The organism is Leisingera daeponensis (assembly GCF_019801465.1).
Lineage (GTDB): Bacteria > Pseudomonadota > Alphaproteobacteria > Rhodobacterales > Rhodobacteraceae > Leisingera > Leisingera daeponensis_A.
Genome location: NZ_JAHVJA010000018.1, coordinates 1 through 14,961 on the forward strand (window position 1 = coordinate 1; position 14,961 = coordinate 14,961).

At 56.2% G+C, this 14,961-nt stretch carries 15 protein-coding genes and 1 pseudogene; 7 read left to right on the forward strand and 9 right to left on the reverse strand.

The genetic code is table 11. The annotated features are described in order from the left end of the window. The 7 genes and pseudogenes from KUV26_RS21755 to KUV26_RS21785 form a co-directional block, all read left to right on the forward strand. A pseudogene (locus KUV26_RS21755) lies at positions 1-97 on the forward strand (IS5/IS1182 family transposase); the annotation flags it as partial. Between the two features lie 430 nt (positions 98-527). Then, positions 528-1,379 carry a DUF4394 domain-containing protein gene (locus KUV26_RS21760; RefSeq protein ID WP_222509990.1) on the forward strand — a complete coding sequence of 284 codons (852 nt, stop codon included), beginning with the start codon at positions 528-530 and terminating at the stop codon, positions 1,377-1,379. A 130-nt stretch (positions 1,380-1,509) separates the two neighbouring features. Continuing rightward, positions 1,510-2,052, forward strand: a complete 543-nt coding sequence (locus tag KUV26_RS21765) for a sigma-70 family RNA polymerase sigma factor (RefSeq protein ID WP_222509991.1) — start codon at positions 1,510-1,512, stop codon at positions 2,050-2,052. Then, positions 2,049-2,753, forward strand: coding sequence for an anti-sigma factor domain-containing protein (locus tag KUV26_RS21770; RefSeq protein WP_222509992.1), 705 nt, complete (start codon positions 2,049-2,051; stop codon positions 2,751-2,753). The genes KUV26_RS21765 and KUV26_RS21770 overlap by 4 nt, the downstream gene beginning before the upstream one ends. A gap of 71 nt (positions 2,754-2,824) precedes the next feature. Further along, positions 2,825-3,376 (forward strand): fasciclin domain-containing protein, encoded by a 552-nt coding sequence (locus tag KUV26_RS21775; RefSeq protein ID WP_222509993.1) that lies wholly within the window; start codon positions 2,825-2,827, stop codon positions 3,374-3,376. Between the two features lie 75 nt (positions 3,377-3,451). Next, complete coding sequence (gene msrB / locus KUV26_RS21780; protein WP_222509994.1) at positions 3,452-3,919, forward strand: peptide-methionine (R)-S-oxide reductase MsrB; 468 nt, start codon at positions 3,452-3,454, stop codon at positions 3,917-3,919. A 924-nt stretch (positions 3,920-4,843) separates the two neighbouring features. Next, on the forward strand, positions 4,844-5,761 hold the full coding sequence (locus KUV26_RS21785) for a HEPN domain-containing protein (RefSeq protein ID WP_222509995.1): 918 nt from the start codon (positions 4,844-4,846) through the stop codon (positions 5,759-5,761). Positions 5,762-6,412: 651 nt separating this feature from the next. Here KUV26_RS21785 and KUV26_RS21790 read toward each other — a convergent pair. From KUV26_RS21790 to KUV26_RS21830, 9 genes are all read right to left on the reverse strand, one after another. After that, on the reverse strand, positions 6,413-7,531 hold the full coding sequence (locus KUV26_RS21790) for a hypothetical protein (protein WP_222509996.1): 1,119 nt from the start codon (positions 7,529-7,531) through the stop codon (positions 6,413-6,415). Positions 7,532-7,985: 454 nt separating this feature from the next. Beyond that, positions 7,986-8,405: an ATP-binding cassette domain-containing protein gene (locus KUV26_RS21795; RefSeq protein WP_222509997.1), complete on the reverse strand. Its 420-nt coding sequence runs from the start codon at positions 8,403-8,405 to the stop codon at positions 7,986-7,988. Continuing rightward, a complete protein-coding gene (locus tag KUV26_RS21800; protein WP_222509998.1) occupies positions 8,392-8,658 on the reverse strand; it encodes an ATP-binding cassette domain-containing protein in 267 nt (88 codons plus the stop codon). The genes KUV26_RS21795 and KUV26_RS21800 overlap by 14 nt, the downstream gene beginning before the upstream one ends. Beyond that, positions 8,655-10,400: an ABC transporter permease subunit gene (locus tag KUV26_RS21805; protein ID WP_222509999.1), complete on the reverse strand. Its 1,746-nt coding sequence runs from the start codon at positions 10,398-10,400 to the stop codon at positions 8,655-8,657. The genes KUV26_RS21800 and KUV26_RS21805 overlap by 4 nt, the downstream gene beginning before the upstream one ends. Beyond that, positions 10,375-11,223, reverse strand: a complete 849-nt coding sequence (locus KUV26_RS21810; protein WP_222510000.1) for a branched-chain amino acid ABC transporter permease — start codon at positions 11,221-11,223, stop codon at positions 10,375-10,377. The genes KUV26_RS21805 and KUV26_RS21810 overlap by 26 nt, the downstream gene beginning before the upstream one ends. 10 nt (positions 11,224-11,233) lie before the next feature. Next, positions 11,234-12,382: a substrate-binding domain-containing protein gene (locus KUV26_RS21815; RefSeq protein ID WP_222510001.1), complete on the reverse strand. Its 1,149-nt coding sequence runs from the start codon at positions 12,380-12,382 to the stop codon at positions 11,234-11,236. A 28-nt stretch (positions 12,383-12,410) separates the two neighbouring features. Continuing rightward, the gene (gene iaaH / locus KUV26_RS21820; protein ID WP_222510002.1) at positions 12,411-13,793 is read right to left on the reverse strand and encodes an indoleacetamide hydrolase; all 1,383 of its coding nucleotides are present in this window, start codon (positions 13,791-13,793) and stop codon (positions 12,411-12,413) included. 59 nt (positions 13,794-13,852) lie between these two features. Then, on the reverse strand, positions 13,853-14,611 hold the full coding sequence (locus KUV26_RS21825) for a helix-turn-helix transcriptional regulator (RefSeq protein ID WP_222510003.1): 759 nt from the start codon (positions 14,609-14,611) through the stop codon (positions 13,853-13,855). A 2-nt stretch (positions 14,612-14,613) separates the two neighbouring features. After that, a complete protein-coding gene (locus KUV26_RS21830) occupies positions 14,614-14,877 on the reverse strand; it encodes a hypothetical protein (protein ID WP_222510004.1) in 264 nt (87 codons plus the stop codon). Between the last annotated feature and the right edge of the window lie 84 nt (positions 14,878-14,961).

A 14,961-nucleotide genomic window follows, 5' to 3' on the forward strand; every position in this document is an offset into this window, starting at 1 on the left:
GAAGGACTGGCGGCGGGTTGCGACACGATACGACAGATGCCCAAAAGTCTTCCTGTCAGCAATCGCGCTTGCAGCCCTCGTTATCTACTGGCTTTGAAACTCAATGAGTCCAGAGCCTAGCGCTGTTGGAATGCAGATTTGTGACAAAATATGCGAAGCATTATCACTGCTAGCCGACATTTGTTGATACCGCAGCATTCGGTAAAATGGGCTCATGCCGCAAGTTCGCCGCGCTAGGCGTGAATGACCGATCCCCGGGACCAGGGCCGTTCACCTGGCCGGGCTTGGACTGACAGTGAGCGGGACGAAGAGTCAATTCGCTGCGACTGCTCCAATGGCCGCTTCGATGATTTTTCACTGCGAACGACAGTCCATTTCGGCCCGTCATGCATTTTGGGTTGGCCAACACCACGGTGAAACTCAGAATTGTCCAGATCACGCTGAAACTATCCAGCAGTTCCTTTCGTGGTTGAGGACAGAACGCATCCAAATACGTGCGCGCTGATACCAAATTGAAAGGAAGAACGATGAAAATCCAAGCTCTTGTGACGTCCATGATTGCCCTTGCAGCCAGCCCGGCATTTGCTGCAGGTCACGCAGCAGTTTCCGGCTATGCACTGGCAGATGATGGCGCAACGCTCGTTGTGATGAGCGATGTGAATGCCCCTAGCGACGTGATGACCTATAGCTTGGCATCACCCCTGAAGGCGATTGCCTGGCGTCCGGTGACTGGCGAACTGCTAGGCTTCTCTGACGGCATGATTGCGACAATTGATCCGATGTCGGGTGAGATGACCGATCTGGGAGCCACGTTCATGGATGACGCGATGATCGGCGACGGCAAGATGGTTGCGTTTGATTTCAACAACAAAATTGACGCTGTGCGCGCAGTCACATCGGCGGGAGACAACCTTGTCTATTTCCCTGATGGCTTCGGTGACAATGATGAGCGCGCCGGTTCCGTGCGCCGATTCACCGATCTAGCTTATGCTGACGATGACCCCATGGCAGGCACAACGCCGATGATCTTCGCCAATGCGTATACCAACGCCATAAACGGCGAGACGGCTGGCTCGACGTTCCAATATGCGCTTGATGCTGCAACCGACACGCTGGTGAGCTTGGCCAATAATGCCGGTACATTGGAAACCATTGGCAAAATCACCGTTGACGGTGCACCTGTCGATTTGGCCCCGATGGGTGGCTTCGACATCGTTTCGGCCAAAGAAGGTGAGGACATGGCGCTTGCAATCCTTCAGATGGAAGGTGCTGCGTCGGCTGGGCTTTACGAGATTGACCTCGAAACAGGCGCGGCCACGATGAAAGCCGATCTTGGAATGGGTGGCATTACGGGCTTCGCGGCGTCGCTCGGGATGTAATCCGTGACGATTGGGTTGTGAGTTGATTGGTACCAATTCAGGGTGGTCCCAGCGGCAAGAGCTTGCCGTTTGGGGCCATTTCTGTCAGTCAGGCAAGGAAAAGAAGCTATTTGAACGGCTTAGGACACGAATGACGGACCGCAGGGACATTGAAGAGCTGATCAGCAAGGTCGCCCTTGGCGACCGGGCTGCACTGGCCGCTCTCTACGATGCCACAAGCGGGAAACTATTCAGTGTGTGCCTGCGTGTTTTGAAGAGCAGGGCCGAAGCGGAGGATGCACTGCAGGACGTGTATCTTCGCATTTGGGCCAAGGCTGACCGATATGCGGTGACAGGTCATTCTCCGATGACCTGGCTCATAACCGTTGCAAGAAATCTGTCGATTGACCGGCTACGGGCTAGAAGGGCCAATCACGTGGACCTCGACAGCGTTGGTGAGCTTATTGAGAAGCGACCGGGGCCTGAAGCTGCAAGTATTGCTGAGTCAGAACAGCGCCGGATCACTGCCTGTTTTGAAGAACTGCCGTCCGACCGGGCCGATGCCGTGCGTGCCGCCTATCTGGACGGCGCAACCTACCAAGCGCTAGCGGACCGTTTTGATGTACCGCTGAACACGATGCGAACCTGGCTGCGCCGCAGCCTGATATCTTTGAAGGAGTGCCTTTCGCGATGAGCGACCGCCAGGACATACCGGAAGACGAGGCGCTGGCCGCCGAATACGTCTTGCGCTTGCTGGACGCGGACGCGGAACGGGCGTTTGAAGCACGGCTTCAAGTGGAGGCTGACCTTCGCGAGCTTGTGCTGTTTTGGGAGGCGGAGTTCGCCGCTTTGACGTCTGATCTGTCAGACAAGGTTCCTTCACCTTCGGTCAGATCAAAACTGATCGCCGAATTGAATGGCGAGGAAGCCCGCCCGAGACGCGGATGGGCTTGGAACTGGTTGGCCTTCCCCACATTGGCCGTTGTTGCTGTTGCTGCGTTCCTTGCCTTCAGCCCGATGCTGCGCGGCCCGGCCTTTGATCCAACGCTCCACGCCACACTGATCTCAGAAGACGGTGCGGTGCATATCGAGGCGGGCTATGCGCCCAACGGAAACCTTTTCAAAGTTATTCCCAAGCAAGGTGCGCCAGCGACAGGCCGGGATTTTGAGCTTTGGGTGATCGGCGCGAATGCTGATGCGCCCGTGTCCCTGGGTGTGATCCCGGCGGATCAGGAAAGCTTGTTCGAGATCACTCCCGAGATTGCAGCCTTGATTGACGGTGGAGTATTAGCCGTTTCGGATGAACCCGAAGGCGGCTCGCCCACCGGTGCGCCTACAGGGGCCGTATTGGCGACTGACGAATTCTTTGACGCCGATTTATTTCAGGCGGGCTGAAACTCTTCCACACATCGTGCCGTGGCTCTCGTAACCGCAAAAGATCGCGGGCAACCCCGAGAGGAGAAAATATGAATATCATATCCAGTCTGGCCACCGCAGCCGCAGCGCTGACAATCGCAACTGCTGCCTATGCAGAGAACCCCATGGTTGGCGGCGCGCCCATGTTCGAAACCAAGAACATCGTCGAAAATGCGGTGAACTCGGCAGACCACACCACGCTCGTCGCCGCTGTTCAGGCTGCAGGCCTGGTCGAGACGCTGCAAGGCCCAGGCCCCTTTACAGTCTTTGCCCCCGTGAACGATGCCTTTGCCGCCTTGCCTGCAGGAACCGTGGAAACGCTCCTGAAGCCTGAAAACAAGGACATGCTCGTCAAAGTGCTGACCGCGCATGTCGTTGCTGGTGATTGGTCCGCCGCAGAGATCGCACGTCAGGCCCGCGCTTCGTCCGATGGCTTCTATCACTTTAACGCTGTATCGGGCGATGCCCTTTCGGCGCAGGTGAAGGGCAAGAATGTCTACATCTACGACGAAAACGGCAATGCTGGCCATGTGACCATCGCCGATGTCGATCAGTCGAACGGCGTGATCCACGTTGTCGATACGGTTCTTGTACCGAAGTAAGTCGAGCAGGCCGGCATGGATGGGCCAGCCTGCTCTTTGGCTGGCTCATCCAAACACTATTCGAACAGGTGCCACATGAACCGCAGAACTTTGCTCATGATGACCGGCGCAGCCTTACTGGCCCGGCCCCTTCAAGCCGCGACATGCGGATTTGAGATTTGCCGCAGTGAATCCGAATGGTGGGAGCGCTTGAACGAGAGAGAGTACCTCGTCTTGCGCCAGGAAGAGACCGAACGCCCTTATACCAGTCCGTTGAATGATGAGTATCGGGCTGGCACCTACCGCTGCCGGGGATGCGATCTGCCAGTCTACGACGCAGACGCGAAGTACGATAGTGGCACCGGTTGGCCCAGCTTTTTTGAAAGCCTGCCGAATGCTGTTGGCACAAAAGAAGATCGCAAATTCATCTTCTTGGTTCGGACCGAGGTCCACTGCCGTCGCTGCGGTGGTCATCTGGGTCATATTTTCGATGACGGGCCAGAGCCGACTGGCAAACGCCATTGCCTGAATGGTCTAAGCCTGGCTTTCGTCCCCGCCGCATGAGCAATAGAATTGAATGGGCTGCTGGGCGATATCTTCTGGCCATCTTGTTTGTTGAGGGCGCAGTCCAGAAAGCCGTTGACCCAGGACCTGCGCAATCCCTTCTGGCAGGATGTGGCTTGCCGGAATGCTCGTCTGGCCTGCGCTGGCATTCAACTTTCTGGCTGCGGGGCTTTTGATTGCGGGCGGGTTCCTGAAACCGGTTGGCCGGGCACTAGCCTTGTACTGCATTGTGACCAGCGTTTTTTAATTTCGTGCCGTCCGACCCGTGGCAAAGGTCGATCATGATCAAGAACTGGGAGATTGCGGGTGGATACCTGATCCTCGCCGCCTCATCAGACCAAAAGACATAGTCCTCCTACGGAACCTTTCGGCCCCTCAGGTGATCGTTATTGGCCGCAGGTTTAAGAGCAGACGTTGGAGCGCGGTGCAGCATCGGTATCTCTGGGCTCACTGCCGCCATGCGGCGTTGCGGCGCTGAGAAGCAAGCACCAGCCTGTTACAGGGGCACAGTGATCGGCGCCAGTCAGCCCAAAGCTGCCATCGGTGGAACAGTCCCTTTTCGTTGGTGGAAGTCGATGATGTGTGGCTAAATAGTGCCGTTCAGCCAAACAGAAACTCTCTACAGGTGTACCTTTATGACTGTCGGATATTTCGGCCTGCCAACTTCATTCAGAGAGTACAGCTCGGCACCAAGCTTAGAAAAACCCTGCTTTTCGAGCGCTATTTTCGCTCTTGCCAAGGAGCTACCCGATGCTCAGGTGAGGCGGGAAAAGATTGAGAATGACCCTCGCCTCAAAGAGTATGTTTTCCCCCACGGCGACACTAAGGTGGTGCGATTACAAACCCAAAGTCTGGTTGCATGGTGGACCTGGCGAGCAAATAGTACTGACCCAATCACAGCAGACCAAGAACTAGAGAATTTCATTGAAAAATATCGAAGAGAATCAAAGCCGAATAAAGACACTGTGGGTGTACGGGCCCAAGAGTGATGAAACAGTTTCACTCACAGAGGCAGTGAAATTAACTCCGCTTGCGGATATGCCAATTTCACACGAGAAGCTCAATTTTTCCGAACTTCGGCCATTGGATTTTGGGTACCGACTTAAACCAACTGCTGCGCTGACCTGCGATTGCATGGACAACATCGCAGACAGAATGCGTTGCAGACACGAAATTGGAGAGGCAACTGAGAAGCTTGGGGACATAGCCGCCATCATTAATTGTTTGAATGGCTGCATCTGTGTCCCAGCGTTTTCAACTTCATATGCGCCTGAGCATGTGCCGCCAGGCCACTTTGGTGGTGGCGGAGGACAATACTGGACTGAACAGGCCGTACCTCGATCAACCTGTGAGCTGTCAGGGGGGGGTAATTCAGAGCTGATTAGAGAGTTAAGCGAGAAATTCTCGCTTCTTCCTCCGAAATACAAACTTCAATTCCGGGCATCGCTTGAGCGTTTTGCTCAGGCTAAGGCAACACAAGACGGAAGAAAGATGGCTCTCGATCTGGGGATTTCTCTCGAAATGTTGCTGCTTTTCACGGAAAATAAGAAGGAACGCCCTGATCAACTCTCTCTAACATTTCGTATTAGAGGGGCATGGCTTGTGGGAGTGGGACTGGAGGACAGAAAAAAAGTCTACTCTGCGCTCGGCACCATTTACAGCCACCGAAGCCAAGTAGCTCACAACGGAGAAATTGACTACCAAGGCCTCGATCATACTCAAATCAGTGATCAGCGGAAGGTTCACTTGGAAGTGGCGGAACGTATCTTCCAAAAGTTGATCTTGGTCAGTTGCATTCCTGACTGGAAAGAAATCATTCTGGGCGGCTCTCTTCCCGAATGAGGCATAAATTTTGGCCACATGCAAAGCCTGTCCAGTTAGAACCAGCAGCCGCGGCGGCAACGGATGTTTTCCTGTAAGGGCCGGTCAGGTTCCGAAGGGCGCCCATAGTTCGCAACTTTGCAGTGGCAGCTTTCTGCGCCCCGCCGACCTTCGAGCGGGGTGCAGCATCATCCTAGTCAACTGTGCAGCCCTGAAGGTCCGCTCTCGGGAAATCTGCCTGGACCCTTTGCGCTTGCAGCGAGGGCGTCGCCGCGCATCGTGCAAACGTCCAAATTGGGCTGCCTGCGGTCAGCTGTGACAGCGACGGTAACCGTCCAGGCCGGTGATGACACCGCTGCGCCGCCGCAAGGCCGCTCCGAGCCCAAAGCTGCCATTGCTGCTCTGCAAGGATGCCGCAGGTGACTAGGGCCTTTCGCAGCCCGGAACGGACATGGTGCGAGACGACGAAGTAGGCAAAAGCGGACACACGCGCTACGCTGCTTGGAATGCAGAGATGCGGACTTTGCTAACTTTTGCTGATGCGGCTACAGCTGGCGCAGAAAACTTTTGCACACGCGGCAAGCTTTTCGCAGTGTTCTGGCCCATGTCACAAGACTGAGCAATCAGTCCCAGCCTGACATTCTGATGTCGAACCGCCATTTCAGAAAAGCTTCATTCTTCAGCGTTATGAGCGCGGTTGGATGTTTTACGCCACAAGCGGTTTCCAATCAGCAGCCACCCAAAAATTGATAGCGCAACGCTCAAATACTTGAGCGTTGCAAACATGAAATTGGTTGAAAACCCACTTCTTGATTTCTCGTCAGTCTGAGTCCAGATGATGTACTCCTTCTTCCACCATGGCCGACGCAGGTTTTCCAGATGACTAAAACTGCGATCATCTGAAAGGAGCTCGTTATCTTCCTTCCGCCGCCGCGGGTACAACCCGGTATACAAGTCCACCTCGACCTCAGCAGAATAAGAGAAGTCAGATACTCTTATTCCAACTCCATTAATCGGCTGGTATCCTCCCATGCCGCCCGGATACTTAATGGTCTCATAGAGGTAGTTGGGAAGGTACTTTCCTGTCATTTCGTAGAAACACTCTTCTGGTCGCTCCGTCTCCTTGCACGCCGCAAATTCAGAAAGAAGCAGCTCGATATCTTGTGTGGTCAGAAATAGACCGTCGTCGGTCTGCGTTTTCTCCCACCAACCTATCGGGATTGCGACCTTCGCATTAAAAATCTTAGTGACGCCAGGCTGGAGCGTCTGAGGTAGTGCAAAGTCTTTGGACAGTAGTTCGCTGGGGTCGCCGCGAAAACTGTGTATACTCCTATCTTCAAGACCTCTTGCCAGATCAATTCTTTTCGAAAAATAAAAAGTCGGCTCGACGGTGTCTATTGTTGCAGTAACGTTTCCACCGTTTTTGACGGCGCATCTTGCCGATATGAGTACATATCTATCAGCAACTGAAAAATCGTCAGTTCGGTCACACCGGAGCAATAGTTCGAGTTCATCGCTGTCTCGCATGAATGAGATCAGTGTGAGAATTGCCATTGATGTCGAAAGGATCGCCCCGTACAAGCCAAGCGGCTCTTTTGTCTGCCAAACTGTTCGGGAAAAGCTACCCGCTCTTTTTAATGCGATACAGATCGCGCCCGTTAGCCATGATGATGCGCGGCGAAATCCGAAAAAAAGGCCCATTGCCCAGATAGCCAAGTTAAATGGGAAGGCAAATTTAAATAGTGCGGATCCGGAGAAAAGAACGTAGGCCTCAACCAGTGTATTGCTCATTCTGAAATTCCACTCAGTTACGCAATTGAGGCACTCACGACCTAGTTCTTGACGATAGGTTTTGCTGCTTGGCCTTCACTGCACTCTACACGAATGGCCGCTGTCGGGAAGCAGCCCACACTTTTCAATCTCCGCTCCCTGCACATGGGCGTTACTCGGTCCTGCCCAGGTTGCATGTGCGGCGAAGGGCGGCTTCGTCCTGCAACTTTTCCCATGCCGGGTGTCTTCGCAAAGGTCCGCTTTTACCAAAAGGGGTATTGGGCATCATGTCCGCTTCGGGCTGGCTTGAGCCGATCACGATTAGCGAGGAACGCTGTCGCGCCGGGCAGCTTGGTGCTGCGTTGCCGCAAGGCAGCATAGAGCCCACAGTTCCAAATGCCGCAGACAAAACGAATGGCCGGTTTCTTGCGCAAGTTCGTTTCGAAACAACTGAAACCGAAACGGCTGATCCTGACTACAAGCTTAATATTGATCTCAATTGTGCAGCTGACACTGCACTTGCCGGTTTGTCCAGAACCGCCGTTCCCGCGTCCAGGCCAAGGTACCAGGAGGAAATGCTGGTCAGAAAGGTCAAGTTCTGTTCGCACAATAGAACACCGGCCCCTGCGGTCGCACGTTCCTTCAGACATTCGGCCATGTGGTCGATGTTTTCCGGTTGGACGCCCTCGGACGGCTCATCAAGGACGACAATGTTGGTGTCCTCGATCATGGCTCGGACAAAGGCGAGGATTTTTCGTTCACCGCCCGACATGGTGCCTGCTGGTTGGTCCAGCCGCTCGGCCAGTCGTGGGAACCTATCGAAGTATCTATCCGGCTTCTCCTGGACATTCCCGAGGGTCAGGTTTTCCCTGACCGTCAGATCATCGAACACCATGGATGTCTGCGGCATGTAGCCTATGACGGTCATGAGGCGGGAGGCCCCTTACCGAACGACCATCGAGCCGGATGTCACCGTGAGCCGGGGGAATCCCACCCTGCACCAGGCGGGCAAGGGTGGTTTTGCCGACACCGTTTCTGCCGAAAACACCGAGAACATGGCCAGCCTCGATACGGGCGGACACATCGAACAGGACGTTGGTGTCGCGATATCCGCCTGTCAGGTTATTGATTTCCAGAAGCACGGTCATTTTGTTCCTCCGGCATAGACGGCCTGAACCTCCGGGTTGCTTCGCACTTTGTCGAATGTGTCGAAGGCAAGGACCCGGCCCAAATGCAGGACGAGAACCTTGTCGGAGATCGCCTCGACGATGCTCATGTCGTGTTCGATGACGATGACGAGCCCGCCAGTTTCCGCCTGGTAGTCCCGCACCAGGTCAGTCATCAGGGCTGTTTCATCCGGTGATAGTCCCGCACATGGCTCGTCCAGCAGCAGTACCGGCGGTTCGGCGGCGATGGTCATGGCGTATTCCAGGAATTGGCGGTGTCCCTGGGGCAGATGTTCGACCGGTTGGACCAATTCTTCCCGGAGTGGAACTGAAGCGTGTTCCAGAAGGCTCGACAGGGGTTTCGACCGCCATTGATAGGTTGAAGGCCGGAAGAAATCGACCAGCTTCGCACGGTTCGCCATCATGGCTATCGACAGGTTCTCGGACACGCTCATGGAGAAGAACACTGAAGGCACTTGCAGCTTGCGACCGATTCCGCTGCCGAGGGCCTTGTGGGGTGATCTGGAATCGATGCGGGCATCGCCAAGCGAGATGCGTCCAGAGGTCAGGTGAAGGTTGCCGGTGATGGTGTTCAGGGCACTTGTTTTTCCTGCCCCGTTCGGCCCGATCACACTGATGATGCCGTTGGCGGGGGTCTCAAAAGACACACCGTTCAGGATGCGTACCACACCGATGCTGAGGTGAACGTTGTTGAACTTGAGCGGAGCATTGGTAACGACGCTCTTGGATTTCGGAGCCGCCATTGCCGGTTGCGGTCCCGTGGTCCTCACTGGCCTGAACCGTCGGTAGGCAGTTTCCAGCAGTTCCGCGATCCCGCCGGGGGCTTTAAGCACGACAAGAATAAAGGCAACGGCCATCAGGAGTTCCCAATAGGGGAAGCTGTCGCGAAACTCGGCGGAGGCCCAGCCGACGATCACCGCCCCGATCAGGGGCCCGAGCACATGGAAGCGGCCTCCGACCGCAGCGAGGATCACCATCTCGGCAGAGAGGGCAAATCCCGTCGATGTTGGTGTCACGATGCCCTGATGCGAGGCGAACAGCCCCCCGGCCAATGCGGCGATGACGGCAGAGAAGGCAAACACCGCACCTTTGATGGCGTAGGTCGGGAAGCCCATCAATTGCAGGCGCGGTTCATTATCGGCAACCGCCCTGGCGATCAGGTTCACCGGAAGTCGGTTCAGGATGAACAAGAGCAAGCTTACTGCGACCGTGGCCGCAACAATGACGTAGTAGAACCCGCCAAACGGATCGAGATTGCCGAGACTCGAAAACCGGCTCATGCCGTTGAAGCCACCGGTCAGGTTGGTTGCCGTTCCGGCGATCTGTTCGGCGATCATAACCAACGCCAGCGTAATCAGTGAGAAATAGGGCCCGCTTTCGTCGCGTCCCCGGAAGATCAGCGCGGCCAGGGTGAAGGCAAACACAGCCATTGCAACCAACACACCAGCAGCAAGGATCAAGTCCAGAACCAGGCCACTTTCGGCCCGAAGGGTGATCGCCGCGATATATGCAGCGATGCCGAAGAACAAGGCCTGACCCAGCGGCAGTACCCCGGTCTTGCCCCAGAGAAAACCGATCCCCTGGGCTGCGATGCCGTAGATCAGGTAGAGCCCGATCTGGTAGGCTATGAAATCCCCGAAAAGTTCCGGTATCAGAAGTAGGACCGCCAGAAGCAGACTAACGGGAAGAAGAACGGATGCCATCGGGTTTCAGCCAGAGAAAGAGAATGGAAAGGGTCAGGACAGCCAGATAGCCATAGGTCTGGCTGGCGACGGCCCCAAGGACAGATTGTGTTCCCGCGATGATTCCGGCCCCGATGCCAAGCCCTTCGAGGCTGCCAAGGCCACCTACGACCAGGGCGAAGAACGAGCGGATCAGGTAGTCGAGCCCCATCATCGGTTCGATGCGGATGGTTGGGGCGAGGATCAACCCGGCCAAACCAGCAGTGCAGCAACCGAAGACGAAAGCTCCAGCGGACAGACGGGCGGTGTTTATGCCGACGGCTTCGGCCAAGTCGGGGTTGCCGACCATTGCCTTGATCCGGGTGGCTACCTTGGACCGTGCGTTCCACCAGTAGAGGGCAGCAAATCCAATGCTGATGCCGATGATGACGGCGATGCGATAGGCGGGGTAGTCGGCTCCGAGAACGCTGATCGTGCCGCTGATTGGTGGGCTGACAGATTGATAGCCGCGTCCGAAGATCAGCTCCACCGCCTCACGCAGCAGAATGGCAATGCCCCAGGTAGCCAGAAGGCTGTCGAACATCCGGCCATAGAGGTGGCGGATGATCGTGCGCTCAAGTGCAAAGGCAACCAGCGCCACAGTCAATAGGCACACAGGAACCTGCAACCAGCCGGGCAGGCCCATTGATGATGTGATGACCGGGGCATAGGCCCCGATCATCACAAATTCCCCATGCGCCATATTCATGATCCGAAGCTTGCCAAACACGATGGCAAGCCCTAGGGCGACCAGTGCTAGGGTGCTGATCTGCCAGGCGAGGTTAAGGAAAAGAACTGACGACATGGGAGGGAGGTCAGTTAGCGCAGGCTTCGGACGACGCCACGCCCTCGAACGACGCGACGATGTTGAACGCGCCACCGCTTCCATCGGCCAGATAGATCGTCTGTGCCATATGACGACCGGTCAGCGTGTTGTCGCCCCGCGGTGTGCTCCATGTGGTGCCCTCTGCGGCGGCATCCATGGCGGCGACATCAAGGCTACCTGCCTTGTTGGCCAGAGCAGCCAGCAGCATCAGACCCTCATAAGCTGATTGTCCGAGACCGTTCAGGGCTGGCGCATCCGTACCGTAGGCTTCGGCGTAATCTGTCGCAAAAGACGCCGCAGCTTCAGACTCGATGGAGGAAAAATAGCCTGAAGATGAATACAGACGGTTGGCGTTGTCTGCACCGATTCCGGCAAGGGTGTTCTCTTCGATTAGGGTACCCAGACGAATTGCTTGTTCATCCAGACCAAAGCCTGCGAAGCTGACGTTGAAACCCACGGAACCACCACCCACAAGGGTAATCAGCACCGCGTCGGCTCCGCTTTCCTTGATGCGTTGCAGCGACGAGTCAAACTCGCTGACGGTGAACGGCACATATTCCTCGCCCACGACCTCACCGCCTGCATCGGCGATATAGGTTTTGGCTAGGGCGTTGGTGTCGCGAGGCCAGTTGTAGTCATGGCCGATCAGATACCACTTCGAAACACCTTCGGTTTCTGTCAGGTGGGGGATGACCGGGGCAAGCTGCTGACTGGGGGTCTCACCAGTGATGTAGAGCCCGTCCGCACAGGAATTGCCCTCGTAGACCGGCGTGTAGACATACGGAACCTGCCCGCCAAACCGCCCGATCAGGGCTTCACGCACCGCCGAGTCATGCAGGCCAACAAAAGCTTGGGCCCCTTCCCCTTTCCACAACCGCAATGCGGCCTGAGCGGCCTCTGCCGGAGGCACACCGACATCGGCAAAAACCAGTTCGATCTGTTCGCCGTTGATGCCGCCGCTGGCATTTATCTTCTTTGCGGCTAGTGTGGCCGAGTTCCGCGTGGATGGCCCGAAGAGACCAGCAGGACCGGAATCCGGTACCAGCACACCGATCTTGATGTCGGCGGTAGCGGATACTGTTCCGAGAGCCAGGGCCACAGCGGCACTGGCCAAGAGTTTCGTCGTTGATTTCGACATGAGTTCCTCCCTTTATTGAAAGAGGCGTCTATTGCGCCATTGCTTTTTCTGCGGCCCGTGCCAGGGCCAGCAGCGACCGGTCTTTCCCGGGCATGGCATCGAACTCGATACCGACCGGAAGGCCCGAAGAAATGGGGCACGGAAGTGAAATGCCGGGGGCAGCGACATTCGACCCCAAGTCGGTATTGCGGATGTAGGTCGGGAAGGTCGGAACCTGTTCTCCGTTCAGGCTGACGGTCACGTCTTCGCCGATGGGTCTTGCAGGCAGGGGCGTCGTCGGGAAGACAATCGCGTCCAGCCTATATTCTTCGAAAACCTGACCGTAAATCTGACGCATTGCCGGGCGATGTTCGTCCATCGCCGCCCTATAGGCTGCCTCCGGCATCGCCTCGTCCCCTAGCTGGCTGCTGATGGCTCCGGCCACATCCGGTGAGCCTATGCCTGCAACGAGTGTTTCAAAGGAAATGTCCGGAGCGTGTTCCGTCAGATAGGCCGGAAGATCACGCATGACCTCGTAGAGCACGACCGGGAAACTGAAGGCTTCGTTATGCGGCCAGATCGGTTCTAAGCTGACATCTACCAGCTTGGCTCCTGCGGCTGACAGGGTAGAGAGTTGCGCCTCGACCGCCCGGGCGACGACGGGATCAAGGTTGTCGTAGAACATCAGCCGGGGAACACCCAGCGTGACATTGCCCATCTCGACATCTGCGAGTTCGGTGTTGTCGCCCGACAGTACGGTGTCCAAGAGGGCGATATCCCGAACACTGCGGGCCAATGGCCCCACTGTATCGCGGGTGTGCGAGATCGGAACAACCCCATCGCCGTCATAGCGACCGGTGGTCGGACGGAAACCGGTCACCCCACAAAGGGCCGCTGGGATACGGCAGGACCCGCCGGTATCCGTGCCCAAACCTGCGGGGAATATCCCGGCGGCAATGGCGGCTGCGGTGCCACCCGATGACCCACCGGGGATCATGGTTGGGTTGCTCGGGTTGCGCACGGCTCCGGTGACCGCGTTGTTCGACGTGATGCCTAAAGCCAGTTCATGCATTCCGGCCTTGGCCCCGATGAACCCACCTGCCTGATTGATCCGCTGGACGACACCAGCATCCGTTGCCGGGGTATGATCCAGGAGAGCCTTTGTGCCGCCTGAAGTCGGGTAATTCGTGGTGTTGATGTTGTCCTTGGCCACGACCGGCAGGCCCGCCAGTGCCGCCCCCGGATGGGCCTCAAAGGCTTCGACTGCCGCCTGAACCACGTGTTGCGCATCAAAACTTTGAAGCGTGTTCAGGTCCGCATGTTTTACGGCCCGATCTGCCAAGGCTTCGGCATATTCAGCCGCAGAAACCGACCCATCCCTGATTGCAGTAACCGTGGCGACCGCATCCAAACGCTCCAAATCCAGCGACATCCTTGCCTCCCTGATGATTGGGAAAGAGGATAGAAACTGGTAGGATCAGTTGCCTATCATCACAAATGATGATTTTTCTCGGCCAGAAATTGGGCCAGTTGGGTGCGTCTGTTCAACCCAGATTTCCGGAAGATGGACGCGATATGGGAGCGCAGCGTCGGCTTGGAGAAGCCGAGCTTACCGCAAATCTCATCGTCGGTGAGGCCAGTTACCAAGAGGTCAGCCACTTCGGCTTCCCGAACCGTGAACCCCAGATCATCGGCAATTTGGGCGAACCTCAGTGAGGGCAACTGCTCGACTGTACTCCTCGCCCGGATCAGGGCATTGACCAGGCTCGGCCCCACTGCATCTACGATCTGGGCATCCCAGGGCGTGAAGTCCTCGCGGTTCGCCCCACGCCAAATGCGCAGATCGCCGATATTGTCCCCCCGGTCATAAGCGAAGTAGTTCATGCCGTAGCAAAGCCCGTCCTGTTTCAGGAAATCATTGAAGAACTCAGTCTTGACCAGACGGTCATGCCGCATCACCTCGCTTACCGGCGTCGCCTTCTTTCGTTTTTGCAGGGTGGGTGTGATCGGGTCGTGAAACTGGAAGTAGCTCTCATATCGGCGCAGGTTGTCGTCGGTCATGTTGATCTGGACACAGGACACAAATTCCTGCGCATCATCATCCCAGACGTAGGACGCGAAATAATCGGCCTTGAGAAGATCAAGCATCTTCTGACCCACACGCCGACGGACCTCGGAATGGTCAAATTCTCCACTCAGGTCGCGCATGATCGAAAAGATCAGATCAGCTTCTTCGTCGGTTAGGTTCATGGTCAGCTTTCCGATTGAAAGTCGTCACCATTGTCTCCACAACATAGTTCGTGGGCAAGAGGGGCTGTTCTATTGGTGAAATACAAAGGTTTTACGGCGAGCATGCCGAAAGCAGACTTCTGAGCGTCAAATGCATAGGTACGGAAAGCCCCGCATCCCTTACGTTCGATGATGGTTGGTGGCTGCACCTGCGGCGAAGGTCTGCTCCTTTCATGCTCGTGCAGCATGAAATCGCCGCCCAGTTCGCCGAAACCAAGACTTTGCAAAAGTCACTATCTGCGCATTGCGGCCATCAGGCACGGACCAGGCTGCATGTGCGGCGAACGGCGGCTCTTTCCGCATTTTCCAGT

Coding starts and splice junctions, on each gene's coding strand:
- KUV26_RS21760 (WP_222509990.1), top strand. CDS start 528: ATGAAAATCCAAGCTCTTGTGACGTCCATGATTGCCCTTGCAGCCAGC.
- KUV26_RS21765 (WP_222509991.1), top strand. CDS start 1,510: ATGACGGACCGCAGGGACATTGAAGAGCTGATCAGCAAGGTCGCCCTT.
- KUV26_RS21770 (WP_222509992.1), top strand. CDS start 2,049: ATGAGCGACCGCCAGGACATACCGGAAGACGAGGCGCTGGCCGCCGAA.
- KUV26_RS21775 (WP_222509993.1), top strand. CDS start 2,825: ATGAATATCATATCCAGTCTGGCCACCGCAGCCGCAGCGCTGACAATC.
- msrB (WP_222509994.1), top strand. CDS start 3,452: ATGAACCGCAGAACTTTGCTCATGATGACCGGCGCAGCCTTACTGGCC.
- KUV26_RS21790 (WP_222509996.1), bottom strand. CDS start 7,531: ATGAGCAATACACTGGTTGAGGCCTACGTTCTTTTCTCCGGATCCGCA.
- KUV26_RS21795 (WP_222509997.1), bottom strand. CDS start 8,405: ATGGTGTTCGATGATCTGACGGTCAGGGAAAACCTGACCCTCGGGAAT.
- KUV26_RS21800 (WP_222509998.1), bottom strand. CDS start 8,658: ATGACCGTGCTTCTGGAAATCAATAACCTGACAGGCGGATATCGCGAC.
- KUV26_RS21805 (WP_222509999.1), bottom strand. CDS start 10,400: ATGGCATCCGTTCTTCTTCCCGTTAGTCTGCTTCTGGCGGTCCTACTT.
- KUV26_RS21810 (WP_222510000.1), bottom strand. CDS start 11,223: ATGTCGTCAGTTCTTTTCCTTAACCTCGCCTGGCAGATCAGCACCCTA.
- KUV26_RS21815 (WP_222510001.1), bottom strand. CDS start 12,382: ATGTCGAAATCAACGACGAAACTCTTGGCCAGTGCCGCTGTGGCCCTG.
- iaaH (WP_222510002.1), bottom strand. CDS start 13,793: ATGTCGCTGGATTTGGAGCGTTTGGATGCGGTCGCCACGGTTACTGCA.
- KUV26_RS21825 (WP_222510003.1), bottom strand. CDS start 14,611: ATGAACCTAACCGACGAAGAAGCTGATCTGATCTTTTCGATCATGCGC.